The following is a 21,286-nucleotide window of genomic DNA, read 5'->3' on the forward strand; positions in this document are numbered from 1 at the left end:
TCGGTTCCCGCGGCGAATCGTGGGACCATGGAGGCACGATGACAGAACTGACACACACCGAAGGCCACGACGACGACCTGTACGACGGAGACCTGTCGACAGGCGAAATGGAGCTCGAGGACCGGGCGTCGCTCCGCCGGGTCGCGGGGCTGTCCACCGAGCTCGACGACGTCACCGAGGTCGAGTACCGGCAACTGCGGCTCGAACGCGTCGTGCTGGTCGGCGTGTGGACCGAGGGCACCGCCCTGCAGTCCGAGGCGTCGCTGGCCGAGCTGGCGCGCCTGGCCGAGACCGCGGGCTCGGAAGTCCTCGAAGGTCTCATCCAGCGGCGGACCAAGCCGGACCCGGCCACTTACATCGGCTCGGGCAAGGTGCGGGAAGTGCGCGACATCGTCGGGTCCACCGGCGCCGACACCGTGATCTGCGACGGCGAGCTCTCGCCGGGCCAGCTGCGGCAGCTCGAGGAGAAGGTCAAGGTCAAGGTCATCGACCGGACCGCCCTGATCCTCGACATCTTCGCCCAGCACGCCCGGTCCAAGGAGGGCAAGGCGCAGGTCGAGCTGGCCCAGCTGCAGTACCTGATCCCGCGGCTGCGCGGGTGGGGTGCGTCGCTGTCCCGGCAGGCCGGTGGCCGTGCGGGTGGCGCCAACGGCGGCGTGGGCCTGCGTGGTCCCGGTGAGACCAAGCTCGAGACCGACCGGCGGCGGATCAACAAGCGCGTGGCGAAGCTGCGCCGGGAGATCGCCGCGATGGACACCATCCGCGAGACCAAGCGCGGGCGGCGGCTGGCCAACGAGGTGCCCAGCGTGGCGATCGTCGGCTACACCAACGCCGGCAAGTCGAGCCTGCTCAACGCGCTGACCGGGGCCGGGGTGCTGGTGGAGGACGCGCTGTTCGCCACCCTCGACCCGACCACGCGGCGCGCGCAGACCGCGGACGGGCGCGGCTACACGCTGACCGACACCGTCGGGTTCGTGCGGCACCTGCCGCACCAGCTGGTGGACGCGTTCCGCTCGACGCTGGAAGAGGCCGCGGACGCGGACCTGCTGGTGCACGTGGTCGACGGGTCCGACCCGGCGCCGGAAGAGCAGGTCAGCGCCGTGCGCGAGGTGCTCGGCGAGATCACGCGCAAGCGCAAGGAGCCGCTCCCGCCGGAGCTGCTGGTGATCAACAAGATCGACGCGTCCGACGAGGTCAGCCTCGCCCGGCTGCGGCACGCGCTGGCCGGCTCGGTGCCGGTGTCGGCGCGGACCGGGGCGGGCATCGCGGAGCTCGTCGAGGTGATCGCCGACCGCCTGCCGCGGCCGGAGGTCACGGTCGAGGTCCTCGTGCCCTACACGCGCGGCGAGCTCGTCGCGCGGGCGCACGCGGAGGGCGAGGTGCTCGAAGAGGAGCACGTCGAGGACGGCACACGCCTGCTGGCGCGGGTCCGCCCGGACTTCGCGGCAGCTTTGCGGGAGTACGAGACCAACTCGACCAGGGCCTGAGACGTCTCCGAGTAGATTCCCAGCGTGCGGTCCACGGGGATCGCACGCTGGGATTTACTCGGAGGTGGCTGGGTGCGCTGGGTGGTCGCGTCGGCGGCGGTGTTCTTGGGCGTGCTCGGCGGGCCGGTTCCGGCGTCCGCGGCTCCGGCCGCTCCGGAGCCGTTGTGCACGGTGAAGGACTCGCGGATCGGCGAGCTGTCCGGCCTGGTTTCCGACGGTTCGAAGCTCTACGCGATCAACGACGGCGGCTCGAAGGTCCAGGTGTTCGTCCTGGGGCGGGACTGCAAGGTCCAGAAGGTCCTGACCGACAAGACGGACCCGTTCGACGTCGAAGACCTGGCCCGGACTCCCGACGGAACGCTGTGGCTGTCCGACACCGGGGACAACAAGAAGGGCCGGCTGACGGTCGCCCTGCTGGAGATGAGCCCGGCGGGGAAGGTGACGCTGCACCGGCTCACGTACCCGGACGGCCAGCACGACACCGAAGCGCTGATCATGGACAAGGCGGGGACGCCGTACCTGATCACCAAGGACATCCTCGGCGAAGCCCGCGTGTACCGGCCCTCGGGGCCGCTGGCCAGTCCCGGGCCGACCAACCTGGAGAAGGTCGGCACGGTGAAGATTTCGGAGACCGACACCCCGGGCGGCCCGGTCGGGTCGATCGGCTCGGTGCTGGTGACGGGCGGCGCGTCTTCGGCCGACGGAAGCGTCGTGGCGTTGCGGACCTACACCGACGCTTACGTGTATGCGGCGCCGGACGGAGATGTGCCGGCGGCGCTGCAGCGCACCCCGGTCCGGATCCCGTTGCCGGGGGAGAAGCAGGGCGAGGCGATCGCGTTCGACCCCGACGGGACGTTGCTTTCGGGGAGCGAAGGGGTCGGCGAGCCGCTCCGCGCGGTGAAGGGCGCGGCCGCATTGGCGGCGCAGTCGGCTTCGGCTTCGGCGGACGGAAAGCCCGCTTCGAGCGCGAACGGCAGCGGGTCGTCGGACGGCGGGGGAGTGCCGTTCCTGCCGGCGGCGGGGATCGCGGTGGCGGTGGTCGGGTTGGGCTGGTTCGGGTTCAGCAGGCTGCGCCGCCGCCGCGGCTGAGGGAGATCGGGCTCCGGCGCGCTCTGGCGAGCAGGCCGACTTTCGTGCGCGGTGCGGTGATCGCAGTCCGCGCGTTCACCGCCGTCCCGCGAAACGGCCGTCCTTCGCGCGGTGCGGGGCGCGGCCGCTCAGGCCGCGCAGTCCTGCGCACCGCGCGAAGGAACCTCGACCGGTGCAGCGGTGGACAGGGCCGGGCTTCCCGTCCACCCACCGCACCGCGGTCGGGCTGGCTCCCGAATCTCGGCTCCCCACGGCCGAGATCATCCGATCCGGTGAACCTCCCGGGCCGTGCGATAGCCCGGAAGGCACCCGCCCAGGCTCGTCAGAGCCGGCGCAAGACCGCCACGACCTTGCCGAGCACCGTCGCGTCGTCACCGGGGATCGGCTCGTACGCCTCGTTGTGCGGCATCAGCCAGATGTGGCCGCCCTTGCGCTTGAACGTCTTGACCGTCGCCTCGCCGTCGATCATCGCCGCGACGATCTCGCCGTTGTCGGCGTCCGGCTGCTGCCGGACCACGACCCAGTCGCCGTCGGTGATGGCCGCGTCGATCATCGAGTCACCCGTGACCTTCAGCAGGAACAGCTCGCCCTCGCCGACGATCTCCCGCGGCAGCGGGAACACGTCCTCGATGGCCTGCTCGGCCAGCACCGGGCCACCGGCGGCGATCCGGCCGACCAGCGGCACGTACGCCGCCTTCGGCATGACCGGCTGCTGGTCCATCTCGATGCCCATGGGGTTGTCGTCGGTCGCCGAGAGCACGCCGACCGCGCGGGGACGGTTCGCGTCCCGGCGCAGGTACCCCTTGCGCTGCAGGGCACGCAGCTGGTGCGAGACCGACGACGTCGACGTCAGCCCCACCGCCTCGCCGATCTCCCGGACGCTCGGCGGGTAGCCGAACCGGCTCACCCACGAGCGGATCACGTCGAGGACCTGCTGCTGGCGGACGGTGAGGGTCTCGTCCACGTCGTACACCTCGGGCATGGGGTGCACGCTGCCCCCGGGGGACCCACTGGTCCTGCCCGCCTTGTTCTCCTTCGCCACTGCGTCGCCTCCCAGACGTTCGCTGCACGTATCGCGCGCCGGCCGCCGCCCGCCGGGTGCGGGCAGCCTCGCCGGCGGCATCTGCCCGGCAGATGCCCTGGTCACCGACGTTAGCCCCCGGGCACGACGATTTCAAACATCTGTTCGATCGACACGCCGTGTCCGCTCGATTTTGTCGGTGGTAGGTGGTAGACCTTCGCACGGGCGTTCGATAGAACGCCTGTTCGACCTTGATCCACGGGCCGGCCCCGGCCCCGGAAACGGGCGGACACCAGGGTTTCGAGGAGGTTCGGATGTCCATTCTGGCCGAACGCGGGCACGCCCGCCCGGCGACCCCGGTCCCGGCGCCACCCCGTCCCGTCCGCGTCCTGCGCGGGCGCCGCGGCGAGGTCCAGCGCCCGCCGACACGCGCGCGGGTCGTCGCGGGCCGCCGCCCGGCCGGTGCCCCGTGCGCGGCGCCCCGCCGGGTGCCGGTGCGGTGGCCGTGGCTCGCCGCGCTCGCCGTCGCGAGCTGCCTCGTGGTCACCGGGCTGGGACTCTTCGGCGGCGGCGCCGCGAACGCGCCGGTGCCGGGACGGACGGCCACGGTGTCGGTCGGCCAGGGCGACACCCTTTCTTCGCTGGCCGCGCGGTTCGCGCCGGACAGCGACGCGAGCGCGGTCGTCGCCCGGATCAAGGAGCTCAACCGCCTGGACGAGGCCGTCCTGGTGCCCGGGCTGCCGCTGACGGTCCCGGTCGCCGACGCCGTTCCTGCGCCGTGACGCCGCCCCGGGGCTGACCGCCCACGGAAAATCACCCGCTCCGGTGAAACCGCCGATCGCTCGGCAAGCGTGTCCCGCCGGGCTCGTGGCGGCGGGTCCGCGGCGCTCGACGCGCAGGTTCCACTGCTCCACCAGGGTGACGCTGCCCCGGCTGCCGCGTCGCGGCGGTCCGGTTCCGGGCGAAGCGCGGCCCGGCCTTCGCACGACGGCCCGCCGGACCTCACCCGGGCGAGTTCCGCACCGGCCGCGCCGCTTGCGCCCGCCCCCTTCGAGTTCTACGCTCGCCCGCTATATGTAGTAGTTACACCGCTGTAGTTGGTCCACAGGTTGGGGTAGGCTGGGCAGCAGTTGTCCACAGCTGGTCGGCTCTTACCCACCGGATGTCCACAGAACGATCACCAGGTGCAGGGGTGCATGGTGGCCGCGGGGACGTCGACCGGGGCGGCCGGCGATGAGGGGAAGGTGATCGGCGGATGAGGTGCCCGTTCTGCCGGCATGCGGACTCCCGGGTCGTCGACTCCCGAGAGGTGGATGAAGGCCAGGCGATCCGCAGGCGGCGCTCGTGCGCGTCCTGCGGACGGCGGTTCACGACGTCGGAGACGATGGTGCTCGCCGTCGTCAAGCGGTCCGGGGTCACCGAACAGTTCAGCCGGGACAAGGTGGTGAGCGGCGTCCGCCGCGCCTGCCAGGGCAGGCCGGTCGACGACGACGCGCTGCAGCAGCTCGCGCAGCGCGTGGAGGAGTCGATCCGCTCCGCCGGGCTGGCGGAGATCCCGAGTCACGAGGTCGGCCTGGCCATCCTGGGCCCGCTGCGTGAGCTCGACGGGGTCGCCTACCTCCGGTTCGCCAGTGTCTACCGCTCCTTCTCTTCGGTCGAGGACTTCGAGAAGGAGATAGCCGATCTTCGTGAGGCCATGGCGGGTACTGCTGCCCCGGAGGAGAGCGATCAGCGCGAAGACGGCGATTGACCGTCCCGCTGCGGGAGTGAGGGTTCGACCGATGACCGAAACCGTGGGAACCGGGGCCGGCACGGCCGCCGGCAAGAAGAGCAAGGCGGCCGGCGGGCTGAGCGTGAAGCGCGTCTTCACCACCGAGGGGAAGCACCCCTATGACCAGGTGACCTGGGAACAGCGCGACGTCGTGATGACGAACTGGCGCGACGGCTCGGTCAACTTCGAGCAGCGTGGCGTGGAGTTCCCCGACTTCTGGTCGGTCAACGCCACCAACATCGTCACCAGCAAGTACTTCCGCGGCGCCGTCGGCAGCCCGCAGCGCGAGCGCAGCCTCAAGCAGCTCATCGACCGCGTCGTGAAGACCTACGTCGCGGCCGCGCGCGACCACGGTTACTTCGCCACGCCGCAGGACCTCGAGATCTTCGAGCACGAGCTCACCTGGATGCTGCTGCACCAGGTCTTCAGCTTCAACTCCCCGGTCTGGTTCAACGTCGGCACGGCGTCGAAGCAGCAGGTCTCGGCGTGCTTCATCCTCGCCGTCGACGACACCATGGAGTCGATCCTCAACTGGTACCGCGAGGAGGGCCTGATCTTCAAGGGCGGCTCCGGCGCCGGCCTGAACCTCTCCCGCATCCGCTCCTCGAAGGAGCTGCTGACCTCCGGCGGCACCGCCTCCGGGCCGGTCTCGTTCATGCGCGGCGCCGACGCCTCCGCGGGCACCATCAAGTCCGGCGGGGCCACCCGGCGCGCGGCGAAGATGGTCGTGCTCGACATCGACCACCCGGACATCGAGGAGTTCGTCCAGACGAAGGCGCGCGAAGAGGAGAAGATCAAGGTCCTGCGCGACGCGGGGTTCGACATGGACCTCTCCGGCGCGGACATCTCCTCGGTGCAGTACCAGAACGCGAACAACTCGGTCCGCGTGTCCGACGAGTTCATGCAGGCGGTCGAGAACGGCACCGACTTCGGCCTGCGCGCCCGGCTCACCGGCGAGGTGATCGACCGGACCGACGCGAAGAAGCTGTTCCGCAGCGTCGCGCAGGCCGCGTGGGAGTGCGCCGACCCCGGCATCCAGTACGACGGCACGATCAACGACTGGCACACCTGCCCCGAATCCGGCCGGATCACCGCGTCGAACCCGTGCAGCGAGTACATGCACCTCGACAACTCGAGCTGCAACCTGGCTTCGCTGAACCTGCTCAAGTTCGTCACGCCCGAGGGCACCTTCGACGCGCCGCTGTTCGCGCGCGCCGTCGAGTTCGTCATCACGGCGATGGACGTCTCGATCTGCTTCGCGGACTTCCCGACCGAGCCGATCGCCGACACCACGCGGAAGTTCCGCCAGCTCGGCATCGGCTACGCGAACCTCGGCGCGCTGCTGATGGCGCTGGGCCACGCGTACGACTCCGACGGCGGTCGCGCGCTCGCGGCGGCGATCACGTCGCTGATGACCGGCGTCTCCTACCGGCGTTCGGCCGAGCTGGCCCGGGCGGTCGGCGCGTACGAGGGCTACGCGCGCAACGCCGAATCGCACCAGCGCGTGATGCGCAAGCACGCGGCGGCGAACGAGCTCGTCCGCACCTACCACGCCAACGACGCCGCGGTCCGCGCACTGGCGACGGAGGAGTGGAAGACGGGCATCGACATCGGGACGAAGCACGGCTGGCGCAACGCGCAGGCGTCGGTGCTCGCGCCCACCGGCACCATCGGCTTCATGATGGACTGCGACACCACCGGGATCGAGCCGGACTTCTCGCTCGTGAAGTTCAAGAAGCTCGTCGGCGGCGGCTCGATGCAGATCGTCAACCAGACGGTGCCGCGCGCGCTCGAGGCGCTGGGCTACCAGGCCGAGCAGGTCGAGGCGATCGTCGAGTTCGTGGCGCAGAACGGCCACGTCGTCGACGCGCCGGGGCTGCGCCCGGAGCACTACGAGGTGTTCGACTGCGCGGTCGGCGAGCGTTCGATCGCGCCGATGGGCCACGTCCGGATGATGGCCGCGGTGCAGCCGTTCCTCTCCGGCGCCATCTCGAAGACGGTCAACATGCCGGAGTCGGCGACGGTCGAAGAGGTCGAGGAGATCTACTTCCAGGGCTGGAAGCTCGGCCTCAAGGCGCTGGCGATCTACCGCGACAACTGCAAGGTCGGCCAGCCGCTGTCGACGGGCAAGAAGGAGAAGGCGGCCGCCGAACCGGAGAAGGTCGTCGAGTACCGGCCGGTGCGCAAGCGCCTGCCGAAGAAGCGCCCGAGCCAGACGGTGTCGTTCACCGTCGGCGGTGCGGAGGGCTACCTGACGGCGGGTTCGTACCCGGACGACGGTCTCGGCGAGATCTTCGTCAAGCTGGGCAAGCAGGGCTCGACGCTGGCCGGCGTGATGGACGCTTTCTCGATGTCGATCTCGGTGGGCCTGCAGCACGGTATCCCGCTCGAGTTCTACGTCTCGAAGTTCTCGAACCTGCGCTTCGAGCCGGCCGGCATGACCGACGACCCGGACATCCGGATCGCGACGAGCGTGATGGACTACCTGTTCCGCCGCCTGGCGCTGGACTACCTGCCGTACGAGAAGCGTTCGCAGCTGGGCATCCTGTCGGCGGACGAGCGGTCGGCGGAGGTGGAGGCCACCTACGGCGGTGGCGCCGGCGTCGACATCGAGGCACTGCGCTCCACAGTGGACTCCTCGCCGGAGCCGCACGCGGACGAGCCGGAGCACCGGCACCGCGAAGCCCAGACGACGACGGAGCTGATGGAGCTGCGCCTCGGCAAGGCGGCGGACGCCCCGCTGTGCATGACGTGCGGAACGAAGATGCGCCCGGCAGGCTCGTGCTACGCCTGCGAAGGCTGCGGCGCGACGTCCGGCTGCAGCTGACGGCCGAGGCTGACCCGGGTGGGTGCCACCCGGGTCAGCCGAACGCTTGCTGCAGCTCGGAGATCGGCGGCAGATCGCCGACGAACCCGAACCGCCCGGCACGCATTTCGCGGGCACCCTCCATGAAGGACTTCAACGCGAGCCGGGAGAGCGCCGCGCCGATGCTGATGCGGCGGACGCCGATCTCCGCCAGCTGGTCGAGGGTGATCGACGGGTCGGCGAACCCCATCACGACGTTCACCGGCTTGTCCACCGACGACACCACCGCGCGCATCTCGTCGAGCGTCCGCAACCCCGGTGCGTACAGCACGTCGGCGCCCGCTTCCCCGAACGCCTGCAGGCGCTTGATCGTGTCGTCGAGGTCGTCGATGCCCAGCCACAGGTTCTCGCACCGCGCGGTGAGCACCACCGAGCGGGCGCGGGCCGTCTCCACCGCCGCGCGGACGCGGTCGACCGCCAGGCCGAACTCGTAGATCGGGGAGCCGCGGTCGCCCGTGTGGTCCTCGATGGACACGCCCACCACGCCGGTGTCAGCGGCCGCGTCGATCATCTTCGCGGCCTCGGCCGGGTCGTCGGCGAAGCCGTTCTCGAGGTCGGCATTCACCGGCAGCGGTGTCGCGTCGGCGATTTCCCGGCAGTTGGCGAGGATCTCCGCCCGGGTCGCGCGCGCCCGGCCGACCACGTTGGCCACGCCGAGGCTCGTGGTGGCCAGGGCTTCGAAGCCGAGGCCGGCGAGCAGCCGGGCGGTCCCGGCGTCCCACGGGTTCGGCAGGAGGAAGGGCTCGGGTCGCTCGTGCAGGGCCCGGAACGCGTCGGCGGTCGTCATGCGTTCAGCTTCCTCCCGCGACGGCCCTCGGACAACGGCCGGATCAGCGGGCCAGGATGCGCGCCACCGCCTCGGTGAGCCCGTCCGGCCGCCCTCGCCAGGCGATGAAGTGGTCCGGGCGCACCAGCACCGCGCCGCCGTCCGCGATGCCCGTGTTGCGCAGCCATTCTTCGTCGTCGACGACGTGGACGTCGAAATCACCCGTCCGTGGCCACTCGCCGCCCGGGCCGGTCAGCAGCGTGAGGCGGCGGCCGACAAGATCCACTGTGGACACATCGGTGCCCAGCCAGGCGTGGGGGAGCCGTGACCCGGGCGTCCCGTCGAGCACGACGTCCTCCGTCGACGGCAGCTCGGGTCGCGCGTCGAGCACCGCCGCCGAGTCGTAGCGGTAGCCGAGGTGCACGACCGGGGCGTTGATGACGCCGGCCGCGGCGCGGGCGGCCGCCGCCTCCGCGCCCTGGTCCCAGTGCAGGCGGGGGTCCTTCAGCCGCCGCAGCGCCTGGTCGAGCGCGAGCGCCGCCACCGGACGGCGTTCGGCCTCGTAGGTGTCCAGCAGCGCCGGACCCGCGGAGCCGTCGAGGACCGCGGCCAGCTTCCACGCCAGGTTGTGCGCGTCGGCGATGCCGGTGTTCGCGCCGAAGGCCCCGAGCGGCGGCACCGCGTGCGCCGCGTCACCGGCGAGGAACACCCGGCCGGTGCGGAACCGGTCGGCCAGCTGCCCGCGCACCCGCCACGGCAGCACGCTCAGCACCTCCACGGCCAGGTCCGGGACCCCGATGGCGGCGCGGATCAGCGCGGCGCACCGCGAAGGCGGGAACGCGTCCACCGGCTCGTCACCGAGATCGGTGTGGAAGATCCAGTCCTTCCCGGCGTCGACGGTCACCAGCATCCCGGGCGACTCGGGGGTCGTGATCGTGCAGTTCGCGAAGTGGTGGCCCTTCGTGTACGGCGTCAGGTCGGCGCGGAACAGGATGTTGAGCAGGGGCTGCCCGAGCGCGCCCGGTCCCGTCGTGCCGATGCCGAGCGCGGCCCGCACCTCGCTGCGGCCGCCGTCGGCCGCGACCAGGTGGTCGGCGCGCACGGACCGCCGGCCGTCCGGGCCGTCGAGGACCGCGGTGACGCCGGTGCCGTCCTGGCCGAACGAGACGAGCGTGGTCGAGTACGCGACGGTCGCGCCGCGTTCGCGAGCCGCGGTGAGGAGCACCGAGTCGAGCCGGTCCTGCGGGCACGTGCAGCGCAGCGTGGTCGGGCTGTGCCGGGACGCGGCGACGTTCGGGCTGTTCGGCACGGCGGGCGGTGTGTCGGGCAGGTCCGCGGTGGCCAGCGTCGGCGCGGAGATCTTGCCGAGGGACGCGGTGCGCCGGACGGCGACCGCCTCGACGGCGTCGGCAATCCCGGCCTGGCGGAAGAACTCCAGGGTGCGGAAGCCGAGGCCGGTGGCGCGCGGGTGCGCCGACGGGCCGTCGGCGCGTTCGACGACGAGCGCGGGCACGCCGTGGTGGGCGAGGAAAGGGCGGTGGACAGGCCGACGGTGCCGCCGCCGGCGATGAGCACGCGAGTCATGGTCGTCCCCAGTTGTGGCTACGGTGTTCTCGTTACAGATACACCGTAGCCAGTGGGGTACGCTGTTCGCAACGAACCGCGGGAGGACGACCATGGCGGAGGAGCCGGCGCTGGTCTGGGCCAAGGAGCGGCGCAGTCCGCGGCGCCAGGCCCCGAGCGTCGAGCAGATCGTGCGGACGGCGATCTCGATCGCCGACACCGAAGGCCTGCCCGCGCTCTCGATGCGCCGGGTCGCGGCCGACCTCGGCTCGGGCACGGCGTCGCTCTACCGCTACGTCGCGAGCCGCGATGACCTGCTGGACCTGATGATCGACGAGGTCAAGGGCGCCGAAGACACCGAGCTCACCGGTGACTGGCGCGCGGACCTGGCGAGCATCGCCCGCCAGGTCCGCGCGACGCTGCTGCGGCACCCCTGGCTGAGCGGCGAGATCCCCGGCCGCCCGGCGCTGGGGGCGAACTCGCTGCGTCGCCACGAAGCCGCCCTCGCGGCGGCAGCGCCGCTGGGTGACGACATCACGTTCGTCGCGGGGGCCGTGGACGCGGTGCTGGCGTACGTCTTCGGCACGGTGACGCAGGAGCTGGCGGAGTTGCAGGCCCGGCGCCGGTCGGGGCTGACGAAGGAGCAGTGGCAGGCGAGCGTCGGCCCCTACATCCGCGAAGTCGTCGAGAGCGGCGAGTACCCGCAGTTCTCGCGCCGGGTGATCGAGGGGGAGGACCGCAGCGCGGAGGAGGTCTTCGAGTTCGGCCTGGACTGCGTGCTCGACGGCATCGCGGCCCGCGCCCGCCGCTGAGGCGTCAGCCGGCGGCGGGCACCCGGCGGCCGCGGATCGCGGACAGGACCGCGGCGGCGAGCATGATTCCTGTCAGGGTGTGGAAAGCCGTGCTCAGCCCCTCGGTGAACACTGTCGCGAGTGGACCGTCCAGGCCGGCCGAGCCGACGAAGATCGCGAACGCCGTGCCGCGTGGGATCGCCTGGGCCGCGACCAGGATCGCCGTGGTGAACGAGAACACCATGCCGATGCTCGCGCACGTCCGCAGCACGCCCGAGGCGGTCCCCAGCCGCTCGGGCGGGCAGGCCTTCATCACCGCCGAGCTGTTGGCGGGGTAGAAGAAGCTGCCGCCGATCATGATCACGACGTTGCCGAGCGCGGGCAGCCACAGGCTGCTGGTCGTCGTCATCCGGGCGAAGAGCACGAGCGCCACGACCGAAAGACCCAGCCCGGCGGTCGCCGGGAGCACCGGCCCGAGGCGGTCGGCGAGCCGTCCCGCGTACGGGCCCGCCGCGGCACCCAGGACGTAACCCGGCAGGAGCAGCAGGGACGCGTCGATCGGGCTCAGGCCGCGCGGGCCCTGCAGGTACATGATCACCAGGAAGAGCACCGCGAAGCTGCCGAGCCCCTGCAGCAGCGCGGCCAGCAGCGACGGCGCCACCGCGGGGATGCGGAACAGCGACAGGTCGACGGTCGGGTCCGGGTGCCGCAGCTCGACGACCACGAAGACGCCGAGCAGCACCAGACCGCCGGCCAGGTAGACGAGGTGCGTCCAGCGCAGTGGCTCCGCGGCCAGCGACGTCATCGCCCACGAAACGCCGAACAGGCCCAGGCCGAGGGCGACCATGCCGGCAACGTCCAGCCGTCGGCGTTTCCGCTCGCCGCGGTCGCGCAGGACGCGTCCGGCCAGCACCAGCGCGGCCACGCCGATCGGGAGGTTGATCCAGAAGATCCAGCGCCAGGACACCGACGTCACGATGACGCCGCCGAGCAGCACGCCGACCACCGAGCCGACGGAGTACCCGAGGGCGTTGAAGCCGTAGGCGCGGCCGCGCTCGGCCGGCGGGTACAGCTCGGCGATGATCGCGCCGCTGTTCGCGGCGATCAGCGCCGCGCCGAGGCCCTGCAGGAGCCGGAACGCGATGATCGTCGCGGCGTTCCAGGCCAGGGCGCACAGCGCCGAGCCGGCGACGAACACCGCGAACCCGGCCCGGTACATCCGCACCCGGCCGAAGAGGTCGCCGAGCCGGCCCAGCTGCGTCGCGAGCACCGTGACGACCAGCAGGTAGCCGATGACCACCCAGGTGACCGCGGCGAGCGAGATGCCGAGGTCGTCCTGGATGGCGGGCAGGGCGAGCACGACGATGGTGCCGTCGACGGCCGCGATGAGCACGCCGGTCATCACGACGAGCATCCCCAGCGAGCGCTGCACGTCAGCTCCCGGCCTGGAGGATCCAGTCCCGCCCGTCGGGATCGCGGACGGTCATCTCCCGGGTCCCGAAGTGGGTGTCCTCGAAGGGGGAGACGACCTCGACATCGGGCGGCACGTCGCTGCCGGTCTTCAGGACGAGCTTCATCCCGGTCGGCTCGCTCTCGGGCACCTCGGCGATGAACAGGTACGGCCCGTCGCCGTTGCGCAGCAGCCCCGAGTTGTGGTCGGTGGCGAAGTCGATTTCGTAGCCGAGGGTCTGGAAGAACTTGGCCGCCTTCCCCCAGTTGTGCGTCTCGAGGTACACGGCTTCGATCCCGCTGGTGGTCATCACTTGTCTCCTTCGGTGGCGAGGTACTGGCGAAGCGCCTCGGTGACGAGCGCCGACAGCGACTGCCCGGTGTCGACGGCGTGGTGCTTGACCTCCCGGATCAGGTCCACGGGGAGGTACACGTTGAACTGCTTGACGTCCTTGTCCGCCATGACAGGATGCTAGCATCCTATCTTGATAGCGCGTCAACCTCCACCGGATCTCCACAGAAGGCCTGCACCGCGTCCACAGCCGCGAGGCATCATCGGGTCCGATGAACTGGTTGCGGGAATTCGAAGCGGAAGCCGGACGCCGTCGCTGCCGGGAGGACCCGCCCTGGGTGCGCGGGGCCCGGCTGCATCCCGACGTCGCGCGCAGCATTCAACGGTTCCAGGTCGGCGAGGCCGGGGATGGCGCCAACCTCATCGCGAAGGCCGGCGACGGCGAGTACCTGGCTGCGGTGAAGCTCTTCGTCGCCGAGGAGCAGAACCACGCGCGGATGCTCGCCGAACTCCTCGCCGCCGCGGGGGTACCCACCATCGCGACGCACTGGTCCGACACCGTGTTCGTCCGGCTGCGGCGGGCGCTCGGCCTGCGGCTGGAGCTGATGGTGCTGCTCATCGCCGAGGTCGTCGCGCTGCGGTACTACCGGGCCCTGCGCGACGGCGCCGGCGACCCGCTCGTCACGCAGGTCGCCGCCCGGATCCTCGCCGACGAGGAGCGGCACGTGCCCTTCCACTGCCATCGGCTGCGGATCGGGTTCGCGGACCTCCCGAAACCGGTGCGCGCCGCGGTGTTCGGGGCCTGGCGGGTGCTGCTGCTCGGCGTCGCGGTCACCGTCGCTGCCGACCACGGGCCGGCGCTGCACCGGCTCGGCGTCGGGCGGCTCGTCTTCGTCGCCGACGTGCTCACCGCTTTCGAGGCCGCCCTCGCGCGGATCCGTGGCGAAGAACCGAAACCGAAGCCGCGGTACGTCCCGAGGCGTGCCCGGCCGCGCGGGCTCGTCTAGAGAAGGCCGGCCAGTTCCCGCAGTGCCGCCGTGATCCGCTCGGGCGACACACCTCGCGCCCGCTGGTGCAGGTACAGCTCCGGTGCGAGCGGCGCCAGCAGGATGTCGGCCAGGACGTCGGGGTCGGGGGCGCCCGCAGCGAGCACGCGGACGTGCGTGCGCCAGAAGCCGTACGCGCCGGTCGTGAAGCGGGAGTGGCCGACCTCCGTGCCCAGTACCAGGTGCGCGTGCCGCTCCAGCAGTTCCACCATCGCCGCGTAGAACGCGGCCAGCCGCTCGGCCGGCGGTGCGCCCGGGCCCAGCGGCGGGTCGCCGCGCAGCAGGGACTCCTGCAGCCGGCGCTCGTGCTCGTCCAGCAGCGCGACAGCGATCGACGCGCGGTCGGGGTAGCGGCGGTAGAGCGTTCCGCGCCCGACACCGGCCGCGCGGGCGATGTCCTCCATCGTCACGTCCGCCGCGCCGCGGGCGGTGAACAGCTCGTCGGCCGCCGCGAGGATCTTCGCGCGGTTGCGGGCCGCGTCGGCGCGTTCGGGCATGGCGGCAGCCTAGGGAATAAGTGGACGTAGCGTCCAGTTGACTCGAACTGGACGCCGTGTCCACTTGAGGAGGAAACCGTGAGCAACCTGCTGCACCTCGACTCCAGTGCCCGTCGCCAGTCGTTCTCCCGCGAGCTGTCCGCGCGGTATGCCGACGCCTGGACCGGCACCCGTACCTACCGCGACCTCGCCGCCGACCCGGTCCCCGTGATCGGCGAGGCCTGGACCGAAATCTGCGACGCGCTCCTGACCGCGGGCATCACCGATCCCGCGCACTACGCCGACGTCGTCGAGACGCCCGCGCAGCGGAAAGCGTGGGCGGTCGTCGAACCGCTGCTGGCCGAGCTGCTCGAAGCCGACGTCGTCCTGATCGGCGCGCCGATGTACAACTTCTCGATCCCGGCCGCGCTCAAGACGTGGATCGACCAGGTGACGTTCCCGCGGATGTCCTTGCGCGGCAAGGCGTTCGTCATCGCCGGCGCCCGCGGTGGGACGTACGCGCCGGGCACACCGCGAGCGCCGTTCGACCACCACGAGCGTTACCTGCGCGACTTCTTCGCCGGGCACTACGACGTCGACGACGTCCGGTTCGTCCACGCCGAGCTGACCAACGCGCTCGTCGATCCGCACCTCGCCGCGCGCGACGGGGAGCGGGCCGCTTCGCGCGAAGCGGCACTGGCGGCGCTCTGATGGGCTGGGTGACGCTGGTGGCCGCCGGGCTCGTCGAGGTCGCCTGGTCGCAGAGCATCAAGCCGACGGAGAACTTCACGAAGCCGTGGCCGACGCTGCTGTGCTTCGTGCTCGGCGCCGCCGCCGTCTACCTGCTTTCGCGCGCGATGGACACCGTCCCGGTGGGCACCGCCTACGCGGTGTTCACCGGGATCGGCGCCGTCGGCGCGATCGTGCTCGGCGTCGTCGTGACCAAGGACCCGCTGAGCCTCGGCCGGGTGGTCGCGCTGGCGCTGATCGTCGGCGGCGTCGTGCTCGCGCGCGTCACTTCGTGAGCTGCTCCCACAGGAACTCGAACACCAGCGCCCACTTGAACGCCAGCTGCTCGTTGTCGGCCGCGGCGCCGTGGCCGCCTTCGATGTTTTCGTGGTAGCGGACGTCGTGCCCCTGCTCACGCATGCGCGCCACCATCTTGCGGGCGTGGGCGGGGTGCACGCGGTCGTCGCGCGTGGACGTCACGAACAGCGACGGCGGGTACGCGCGTCCACTGTGGACGTTCTGGTACGGCGAGTACTTCGAGATGTACTCCCATTCCGCGGCCTCGTCCGGGTCGCCGTATTCCGCCATCCACGACGCGCCGGCCAGCAGCTGGTGGTAGCGGCGCATGTCCAGCAGCGGCACCTGGCTGACGATCGCGCCGAACCGGTCCGGGTAGCGCGTCAGCATGACGCCCATCAGCAGGCCGCCGTTGCTGCCGCCCTGGATGCCGAGCTTCGCCGGCGTCGTGATGCCGCGCTCGACCAGGTCCGCGGCGACGGAGGCGAAGTCCTCGTAGACGCGGTGGCGCTGCGCCTTGATCGCCTGCGTGTGCCAGCTCGGCCCGTACTCGCCGCCGCCGCGGATGTTCGCGACGACGTACGTGCCGCCGCGCGCGAGCCAGCCGCGGCCGATCATCCCGCTGTAGGACGGCGTCAGCGAGACCTCGAAGCCGCCGTAGCCGGTCAGCAGCGTCGGGCCGCCTTCGACACCGGAGGGTCGGACGACGAAGTACGGGATCTTCGTGCCGTCCTCCGACGTCGCGAAGTACTGCGCGACGCTCATGCCCGAGGCGTCGAAGAACGCCGGAGCCTGCTTCAGCACTTCGACCTCTTCGCCGACGTGCCCATAGCTGAGCGTCGACGGCTGGAGGAAGCCGCTGGAGTTCAGCAGGTACTCGTCGCTGACGTCGGGGTCGGTGTCGAAGATGTCCGCACTGCCGAACTCAGGCCCGCCGGAGAGCGGTTCCTCCGTCCAGCCGTCCGGGCCGGGTGTGAGGGTGCGCAGCTCGGTGCGGACGTCGCGCAGCGTGCCGAGCAGCAGGTGGTGGCGCGTCCAGGCCCAGTAGTCGAGCGACGTGTGGTCGTCGGGGGTGAACAGCGTGGTGAAGGCGCGGTCGCCGGCCATGAAGTCGTCGAACCGGATCGCGATCAGCGACCCGGCCGGGTGCTCGGTGCCGCCGACGGTCCACGCCGTGCGCGGGCGCACCAGCAACCACTCGCGGTGGACGGACGCGCTCGCGTCGTCCGGGACGTCGATCTTGACCAGCGCTTCGGGCGTGCGCAGGTACAGCTCGGAGCGGTAGAAGTCCACGGCCCGGCTGACGAAGTCGCGTTCGAAGCCTTCGGTCGGGTCGTGCGACGCGCCGATCGAGACGTCGTCGGGCTTGCCCTCGTAGACCGTGACGGCCTCCTCGAGCGGGGTGCCGCGGCGCCACTCCTTCGCCAGCCGCGGGTAGCCCGAGCTGGTCAGCGTGCCCTCGCCGAAGTCGGTGCCGACGTAGACGCGGTCTTCGTCGATCCAGCCGATCCGCGTCTTGGCCTCCGGCACGGTGAAGCCGCCCTCGACGAACACGTGCGCGTCGAGGTCGAACTCGCGCACCACCGTGGCGTCCGCGCCGCCGCGGGACAGCTCGACCAGGCCACGGCGGTAGTCCGGCCGCAGCACGGTCGCGCCCTGCCAGACCCAGTTCTCGCCTTCGGCCTCGGCCAGCGCGTCGACGTCGATCAGCAGCTCCCACTCGGGCTCGGCCTGCCGGTAGGACTCCAGCGTCGTGCGCCGCCACAGGCCGCGGGGGTGGCTCGCGTCCTGCCAGAAGTTGTAGAGGAGCTCGCCACGGCGGCGCACGTACGGGATCCGGTCGTCGGCGTCGAGCACCTCGCGCAGCTCGTCCCGCAGCTCGGCGAATCGCGCGCCTTCGGTCAGTTCGGCCAGCGTCTCGTCGTTGCGGGCGCGCACCCAGCCGAGCGCGTCGTCGCCGGTCACGTCTTCCAGCCACAGGTACGGGTCCTCGACACTCATGCGGATAGTTTCGCCTGCTAAGGGTCCCGATGGCCACCGGATGGCGTTTTCGTTTCGTGATCCTTCCCTCTCCGGGTGTCCGTATGCTGGTGCCATTGAGCAGGGGGAGAACGTGACCGACACCGACGGACCGGCTCCGCCGGGGCACTCCGGGCCGCCATCACCGCCGCCGATGGTGGCCCGGTCACCGGAACCCGCGTGGGTGCCCGAGCCGAACCCCTGGGCGCCGAACTGGGCCGCCGCACCGCCCGTCCCGATCGCCCCGCCGCGCAGCCGGCTCTGGGGCGCCGTCGCCGGGGTCATGATCGTCGTGCTGGCGATCTCGCTGATCGCGGCGACCATCCCGCACCGGGTCGACGGGCACGCGTTCGTCGCGCAGGGCGTCGACACCGGTCGCGCGTACAACGGCGGCTCCGACGGGAAGCCCGCGAAACCGGTGCCGGAGCTGGCCCGCAACCCGCTGCTCTCCGACGCCATCACGCCCGGGCCCGCCACGTGTTCGCTGCCGGACCTCGGCCGGGCCGCAGAGCAGCTCAAGGCCTACTACGGGGCGCTCGTCCAGTGCCTGGAGCAGTCCTGGCGCCCGGCGCTGCAGAAGGCGAACGAGCCGACGCTGACCGCGACCGTCTCGGTGACCCTGCCCGAGCACAGCGCGTGCGGCCAAGCGCCGACGGAAAACGAAGCCGTCGCCTACTACTGCGGCGGCGACACCACGATCTACGCCCCGACCGACTGGATGCTCTCGGACGCCGGGCTGAACAAGGCCCGCCACATCGCGACGATCGCCCACGAGTACGGCCACCACGTGCAGCGCGAGAGCGGCATCCTGTCCGCGGCGGCGGACAAGATGACCTCGCCGAACGAGGACAGCACGGCCGACAAGGAGGTCGTCCGCCGGATCGAGCTGCAGGCGAACTGCTTCGGCGCGCTGTTCCTGGCCGCGGTCGCCGGTTCGGGCTCGGTCAGCCGGTCGCTGGCCAACGCCGCCGTCGCCGACTACGGCCGCGCCAACGACAGCGACACCCACGGCTCGCGCGAGCACCAGCTGTCCTGGGCGAAGGCCGGCTACGACGTCAAGACGACGAAGGCGTGCGACACGTGGAGCGCCGCGCCCGGCGACATCAGCTGACGGTCCACGCCGGGTCGCGGCCGAGGAGGGCGAGGAACCGGTCGAGCTCACTCGCGTCCGCGGAGACGTCGACGCGGTGCGCGAACGAGCCGTTCTTCTCGCGGCCTTCGTCCGGGATGCGTTCGGCCAGCTGCAGCGCGACGTGCACGGCTTCGGCGTCCGGCTCGTAGGGCAGCCCGAGCGTGCGGGCCAGGTCCCAGCCGTGCGCGACCGTGTCGACGAGGTGCATGTGCGCGGCGATCGTCCCGGGGAACGTGCCGAAGTGGTTGATCGTGAGCTGCCGGTCCAGCACGGCGTCGTCGGCCATGGCGTCGAGGAAGTCGTCGACAGAGGCCTCGTACGCGGCGTAGGCGTCGTCACCGAGGTCTCCGGCGTCCCAGTCCGGCGCCGAACCTTCGCGGGCCGCGGTCGCGAAGGCGTGGTTCTCGCTGACCTGGTGGCGGAGGAGGTCGGCCAGCGTCCAGCCGGCGCACGGGGTCGGGCGGGCGAGGTCGGCGGGCGTGGCGGCGGCGACGAGCTTGTCGAGCACGAGCAGGCTGCGGCGGTCGAGTTCGCGGAGATCCATGCTTCGCACGCTAGGCGCACGAGCGGACCACGAACAGTGCCAAACCCGCGTCACTTCAGGTGTGCCAATCTGGAGTGGTGGACGTCCACATCGACCTGAGCGGGACGCGCGGGCACCGCGACGCGATCTACCGGCAGCTGCGTGCGGCGATCCTGGACGGCCGGATCCGCCCCGGCGAGGCGCTGCCGCCCACGCGGGAGCTGGCGCAGCGACTGGCGGTCTCCCGGACGACGGTCAGCGCGGCCTACGACCGGCTCACCGCCGAGGGGTTCCTCACCGGGCGCGTCGGCGCGGGCACGTTCGTCACGGGTACGTCCTTGACCCGGCCCGCGCCGTCCCTGGTTTCGGGTGTCCGCCCGCTGCCGGAGTGGGACGAGGTGCCGTCGCCACCCGCGCCGTTCGCCCCGGCGCCCGAGTTCGACTTCCGGCCCGGCGTCCCGGACCTCACGCGGTTCCCGTTCGACACCTGGCGCCGGCTCGTCACGCAGCGGCTGCGCGCCGGCCAGGCCGACCTGATGACCTACGGCGACCCGCAGGGGCTCGCGTCGTTGCGCACCGAGATCGCGCGGCACATCGGGGTGTCGCGGGACGTGCGGGCGAGCGCGGCCCAGGTCGTCGTCACCGCCGGCGCCCAGCAGACGACGGACCTGGTCGGGCGCGTGCTGCTGCGGGCGGGTGACGTGGCCGCCGTCGAAGACCCCGGCTACCCGCCGCCGCGGCTGGTGCTGGCCGCCCGCGGCGTGCGGGTCGCGCCGGTGCCGGTGGACGGGTCCGGGATCGTCGTCAGCGCCATCCCGGCCGGGACGCGGCTGGTGTACGTGACGCCGTCGCACCAGTACCCGCTGGGGGTGTCGATGTCGCTGGAGCGGCGGCTGGAGCTGCTCGACTGGGCCGAGCGGCACGACGCCGTGCTCGTCGAGGACGACTACGACACCGAGTTCCGCTACACCGGACGGCCCCTGGAACCGTTGCACAGCCTGGATTCCCGCGGCCGGGTCGTCTACGTCGGCTCGTTCTCGAAGGTGCTTTCGCCGGCGCTGCGGCTGGGGTTCCTCGTCGCGCCGCCGTCGCTGGTGCCGGCGCTGGTGAAGGCCCGGTACCTCACCGACTGGCACGCGCCGAACGTCGAGCAGGCGGCGCTGGCGGCGTTCATGGCCGAGGGCGGCTTCGCGCGGCACGTCCGGCGGATGCGGAAGGTCTACCGCGCGCGGCACGAACTGCTGTCGGAGCTGCTCGCGGCTTCGTTCGCGGATTTCCTGACGCCGTTGCCGTCTTCCGCGGGTCTGCACCTGAGTGCCCTCGCTTCGTCGGATCTTGGCGGGCTGGTGCGCGCCGCGCGGCGGGAGGGCGTCCGGTTGTATTCGCTGGGCGACTTCGCCGTGGGGGAGCGGCGGCACGGGCTGGTCTTCGGTTACGGTGCGGTCGCGGCGGAGCGGATCGGGCCGGGACTGGCCCGGCTGCGGGCGCTGGCGGACGGGGGAGCGGGATGACCGACGACGTGCTGGTGGCGATCGACGCAGGCCTGCGGCAGCACATCGGCGGCGACCGCGCGGGCGCGTACGCGACCTTCACGGAGTTGTGGGCGTCGATCGGGCCGGAGGGCGACCCGCTGCACCGCGTCGCGCTGGCGCACCACATGGCCGACGTCTGCGACGACCCGGCGGAGGAGCTGGAGTGGGACCTGCGCGCGCTGGCCGCGGCGGGCGCGATGACCGACTCGGCGACCGCGCGTGGGTTCTACCCATCGCTGCACCTCAACCTGGGTGAGGACTACCGCAAGCTGGGCGACGCGGCGTCGGCCCGCGAGCACCTGGCCCTGGCCCGCGCCCGCCTCGACGCCCTCGGCGACGACGACTACGCGGCGGGGATCCGCCTCGCACTGGACGGATTGGCCGAACGTCTCGGCTGAATCGGTTCGAATACCACGAACACGCCCCGTTTGCCGGAC

The 21,286-nt window shown here is 71.7% G+C and carries 21 protein-coding genes; 12 read left to right on the plus strand and 9 right to left on the minus strand.

What is annotated here, in order from left to right; genetic code table 11:
- The first annotated feature begins 38 nt into the window (after positions 1-38).
- Together hflX and QRX60_RS25630 are read left to right on the plus strand one after the other, a co-directional pair.
- Positions 39-1,487 carry a GTPase HflX gene (hflX, locus tag QRX60_RS25625; RefSeq protein WP_286003317.1) on the plus strand — a complete coding sequence of 483 codons (1,449 nt, stop codon included), beginning with the start codon at positions 39-41 and terminating at the stop codon, positions 1,485-1,487.
- A 72-nt stretch (positions 1,488-1,559) separates the two neighbouring features.
- Positions 1,560-2,576, plus strand: coding sequence for an esterase-like activity of phytase family protein (locus QRX60_RS25630; RefSeq protein ID WP_286003318.1), 1,017 nt, complete (start codon positions 1,560-1,562; stop codon positions 2,574-2,576).
- A gap of 322 nt (positions 2,577-2,898) precedes the next feature.
- On the opposite strand, the gene lexA is transcribed toward QRX60_RS25630, so the two are convergent.
- Positions 2,899-3,558: a transcriptional repressor LexA gene (gene lexA, locus QRX60_RS25635; protein ID WP_049878229.1), complete on the minus strand. Its 660-nt coding sequence runs from the start codon at positions 3,556-3,558 to the stop codon at positions 2,899-2,901.
- Between the two features lie 353 nt (positions 3,559-3,911).
- On the opposite strand from lexA, the gene QRX60_RS25640 reads away from it, so the two are divergent.
- From QRX60_RS25640 to QRX60_RS25650, 3 genes are all read left to right on the plus strand, one after another.
- Complete coding sequence (locus tag QRX60_RS25640; RefSeq protein ID WP_286003319.1) at positions 3,912-4,379, plus strand: LysM peptidoglycan-binding domain-containing protein; 468 nt, start codon at positions 3,912-3,914, stop codon at positions 4,377-4,379.
- A 473-nt stretch (positions 4,380-4,852) separates the two neighbouring features.
- Positions 4,853-5,347 (plus strand): transcriptional regulator NrdR, encoded by a 495-nt coding sequence (nrdR, locus tag QRX60_RS25645; RefSeq protein WP_284741110.1) that lies wholly within the window; start codon positions 4,853-4,855, stop codon positions 5,345-5,347.
- 31 nt (positions 5,348-5,378) lie between these two features.
- Positions 5,379-8,195: a vitamin B12-dependent ribonucleotide reductase gene (locus QRX60_RS25650; RefSeq protein WP_286003320.1), complete on the plus strand. Its 2,817-nt coding sequence runs from the start codon at positions 5,379-5,381 to the stop codon at positions 8,193-8,195.
- Positions 8,196-8,229: 34 nt separating this feature from the next.
- Here the strand turns inward: QRX60_RS25650 and QRX60_RS25655 are convergent, their stop codons facing one another.
- Complete coding sequence (locus QRX60_RS25655; RefSeq protein WP_286003321.1) at positions 8,230-9,021, minus strand: isocitrate lyase/PEP mutase family protein; 792 nt, start codon at positions 9,019-9,021, stop codon at positions 8,230-8,232.
- 43 nt (positions 9,022-9,064) lie between these two features.
- On the minus strand, positions 9,065-10,513 hold the full coding sequence (locus tag QRX60_RS25660) for an FAD-dependent monooxygenase (RefSeq protein ID WP_408630248.1): 1,449 nt from the start codon (positions 10,511-10,513) through the stop codon (positions 9,065-9,067).
- Between the two features lie 163 nt (positions 10,514-10,676).
- Here QRX60_RS25660 and QRX60_RS25665 point away from each other — a divergent pair, with 163 nt between their 5' ends.
- The gene (locus tag QRX60_RS25665) at positions 10,677-11,375 is read left to right on the plus strand and encodes a TetR/AcrR family transcriptional regulator (RefSeq protein WP_286003323.1); all 699 of its coding nucleotides are present in this window, start codon (positions 10,677-10,679) and stop codon (positions 11,373-11,375) included.
- Between the two features lie 4 nt (positions 11,376-11,379).
- On the opposite strand, the gene QRX60_RS25670 is transcribed toward QRX60_RS25665, so the two are convergent.
- Genes QRX60_RS25670 through QRX60_RS25680 form a run of 3 tightly spaced genes read right to left on the minus strand, consistent with a single transcriptional unit; the run spans position 11,380 to position 13,266 of the window.
- Complete coding sequence (locus tag QRX60_RS25670; protein ID WP_286003324.1) at positions 11,380-12,786, minus strand: MFS transporter; 1,407 nt, start codon at positions 12,784-12,786, stop codon at positions 11,380-11,382.
- Between the two features lies 1 nt (position 12,787).
- A complete protein-coding gene (locus tag QRX60_RS25675; RefSeq protein ID WP_286003325.1) occupies positions 12,788-13,114 on the minus strand; it encodes a VOC family protein in 327 nt (108 codons plus the stop codon).
- Positions 13,114-13,266, minus strand: a complete 153-nt coding sequence (locus tag QRX60_RS25680) for a ribbon-helix-helix domain-containing protein (protein WP_285483406.1) — start codon at positions 13,264-13,266, stop codon at positions 13,114-13,116. Before QRX60_RS25680 ends, QRX60_RS25675 begins: the two co-directional genes overlap by 1 nt.
- Before the next feature lie 101 nt (positions 13,267-13,367).
- On the opposite strand from QRX60_RS25680, the gene QRX60_RS25685 reads away from it, so the two are divergent.
- Entirely contained in the window at positions 13,368-14,102 is a 735-nt protein-coding gene (locus QRX60_RS25685; protein ID WP_286003326.1) for a ferritin-like domain-containing protein, read from the plus strand.
- Here the strand turns inward: QRX60_RS25685 and QRX60_RS25690 are convergent.
- A complete protein-coding gene (locus QRX60_RS25690; protein ID WP_286003327.1) occupies positions 14,099-14,638 on the minus strand; it encodes a TetR/AcrR family transcriptional regulator in 540 nt (179 codons plus the stop codon). The genes QRX60_RS25685 and QRX60_RS25690 overlap by 4 nt on opposite strands.
- 78 nt (positions 14,639-14,716) lie before the next feature.
- Between QRX60_RS25690 and QRX60_RS25695 the strand changes: the two genes are divergently transcribed.
- A complete protein-coding gene (locus QRX60_RS25695) occupies positions 14,717-15,328 on the plus strand; it encodes an FMN-dependent NADH-azoreductase (protein ID WP_286003328.1) in 612 nt (203 codons plus the stop codon).
- The gene (locus tag QRX60_RS25700; protein ID WP_286003329.1) at positions 15,328-15,642 is read left to right on the plus strand and encodes a DMT family transporter; all 315 of its coding nucleotides are present in this window, start codon (positions 15,328-15,330) and stop codon (positions 15,640-15,642) included. The genes QRX60_RS25695 and QRX60_RS25700 overlap by 1 nt, the downstream gene beginning before the upstream one ends.
- On the opposite strand, the gene QRX60_RS25705 is transcribed toward QRX60_RS25700, so the two are convergent.
- Positions 15,632-17,644 (minus strand): prolyl oligopeptidase family serine peptidase, encoded by a 2,013-nt coding sequence (locus QRX60_RS25705; protein WP_286003330.1) that lies wholly within the window; start codon positions 17,642-17,644, stop codon positions 15,632-15,634. The genes QRX60_RS25700 and QRX60_RS25705 overlap by 11 nt on opposite strands.
- A 172-nt stretch (positions 17,645-17,816) precedes the next feature.
- Between QRX60_RS25705 and QRX60_RS25710 the strand changes: the two genes are divergently transcribed.
- On the plus strand, positions 17,817-18,773 hold the full coding sequence (locus QRX60_RS25710) for a neutral zinc metallopeptidase (protein WP_286003695.1): 957 nt from the start codon (positions 17,817-17,819) through the stop codon (positions 18,771-18,773).
- Here the strand turns inward: QRX60_RS25710 and QRX60_RS25715 are convergent.
- On the minus strand, positions 18,766-19,338 hold the full coding sequence (locus QRX60_RS25715) for a TIGR03086 family metal-binding protein (RefSeq protein ID WP_286003331.1): 573 nt from the start codon (positions 19,336-19,338) through the stop codon (positions 18,766-18,768). The genes QRX60_RS25710 and QRX60_RS25715 overlap by 8 nt on opposite strands.
- 77 nt (positions 19,339-19,415) lie before the next feature.
- Here QRX60_RS25715 and pdxR point away from each other — a divergent pair, with 77 nt between their 5' ends.
- On the plus strand, positions 19,416-20,828 hold the full coding sequence (gene pdxR / locus QRX60_RS25720) for a MocR-like pyridoxine biosynthesis transcription factor PdxR (protein WP_286003332.1): 1,413 nt from the start codon (positions 19,416-19,418) through the stop codon (positions 20,826-20,828).
- The gene (locus QRX60_RS25725) at positions 20,825-21,247 is read left to right on the plus strand and encodes a hypothetical protein (RefSeq protein ID WP_286003333.1); all 423 of its coding nucleotides are present in this window, start codon (positions 20,825-20,827) and stop codon (positions 21,245-21,247) included. Before pdxR ends, QRX60_RS25725 begins: the two co-directional genes overlap by 4 nt.
- Positions 21,248-21,286 lie beyond the last annotated feature (39 nt).

It is taken from the genome of Amycolatopsis mongoliensis, from assembly GCF_030285665.1.
Classification (GTDB): Bacteria; Actinomycetota; Actinomycetes; order Mycobacteriales; family Pseudonocardiaceae; genus Amycolatopsis; species Amycolatopsis mongoliensis.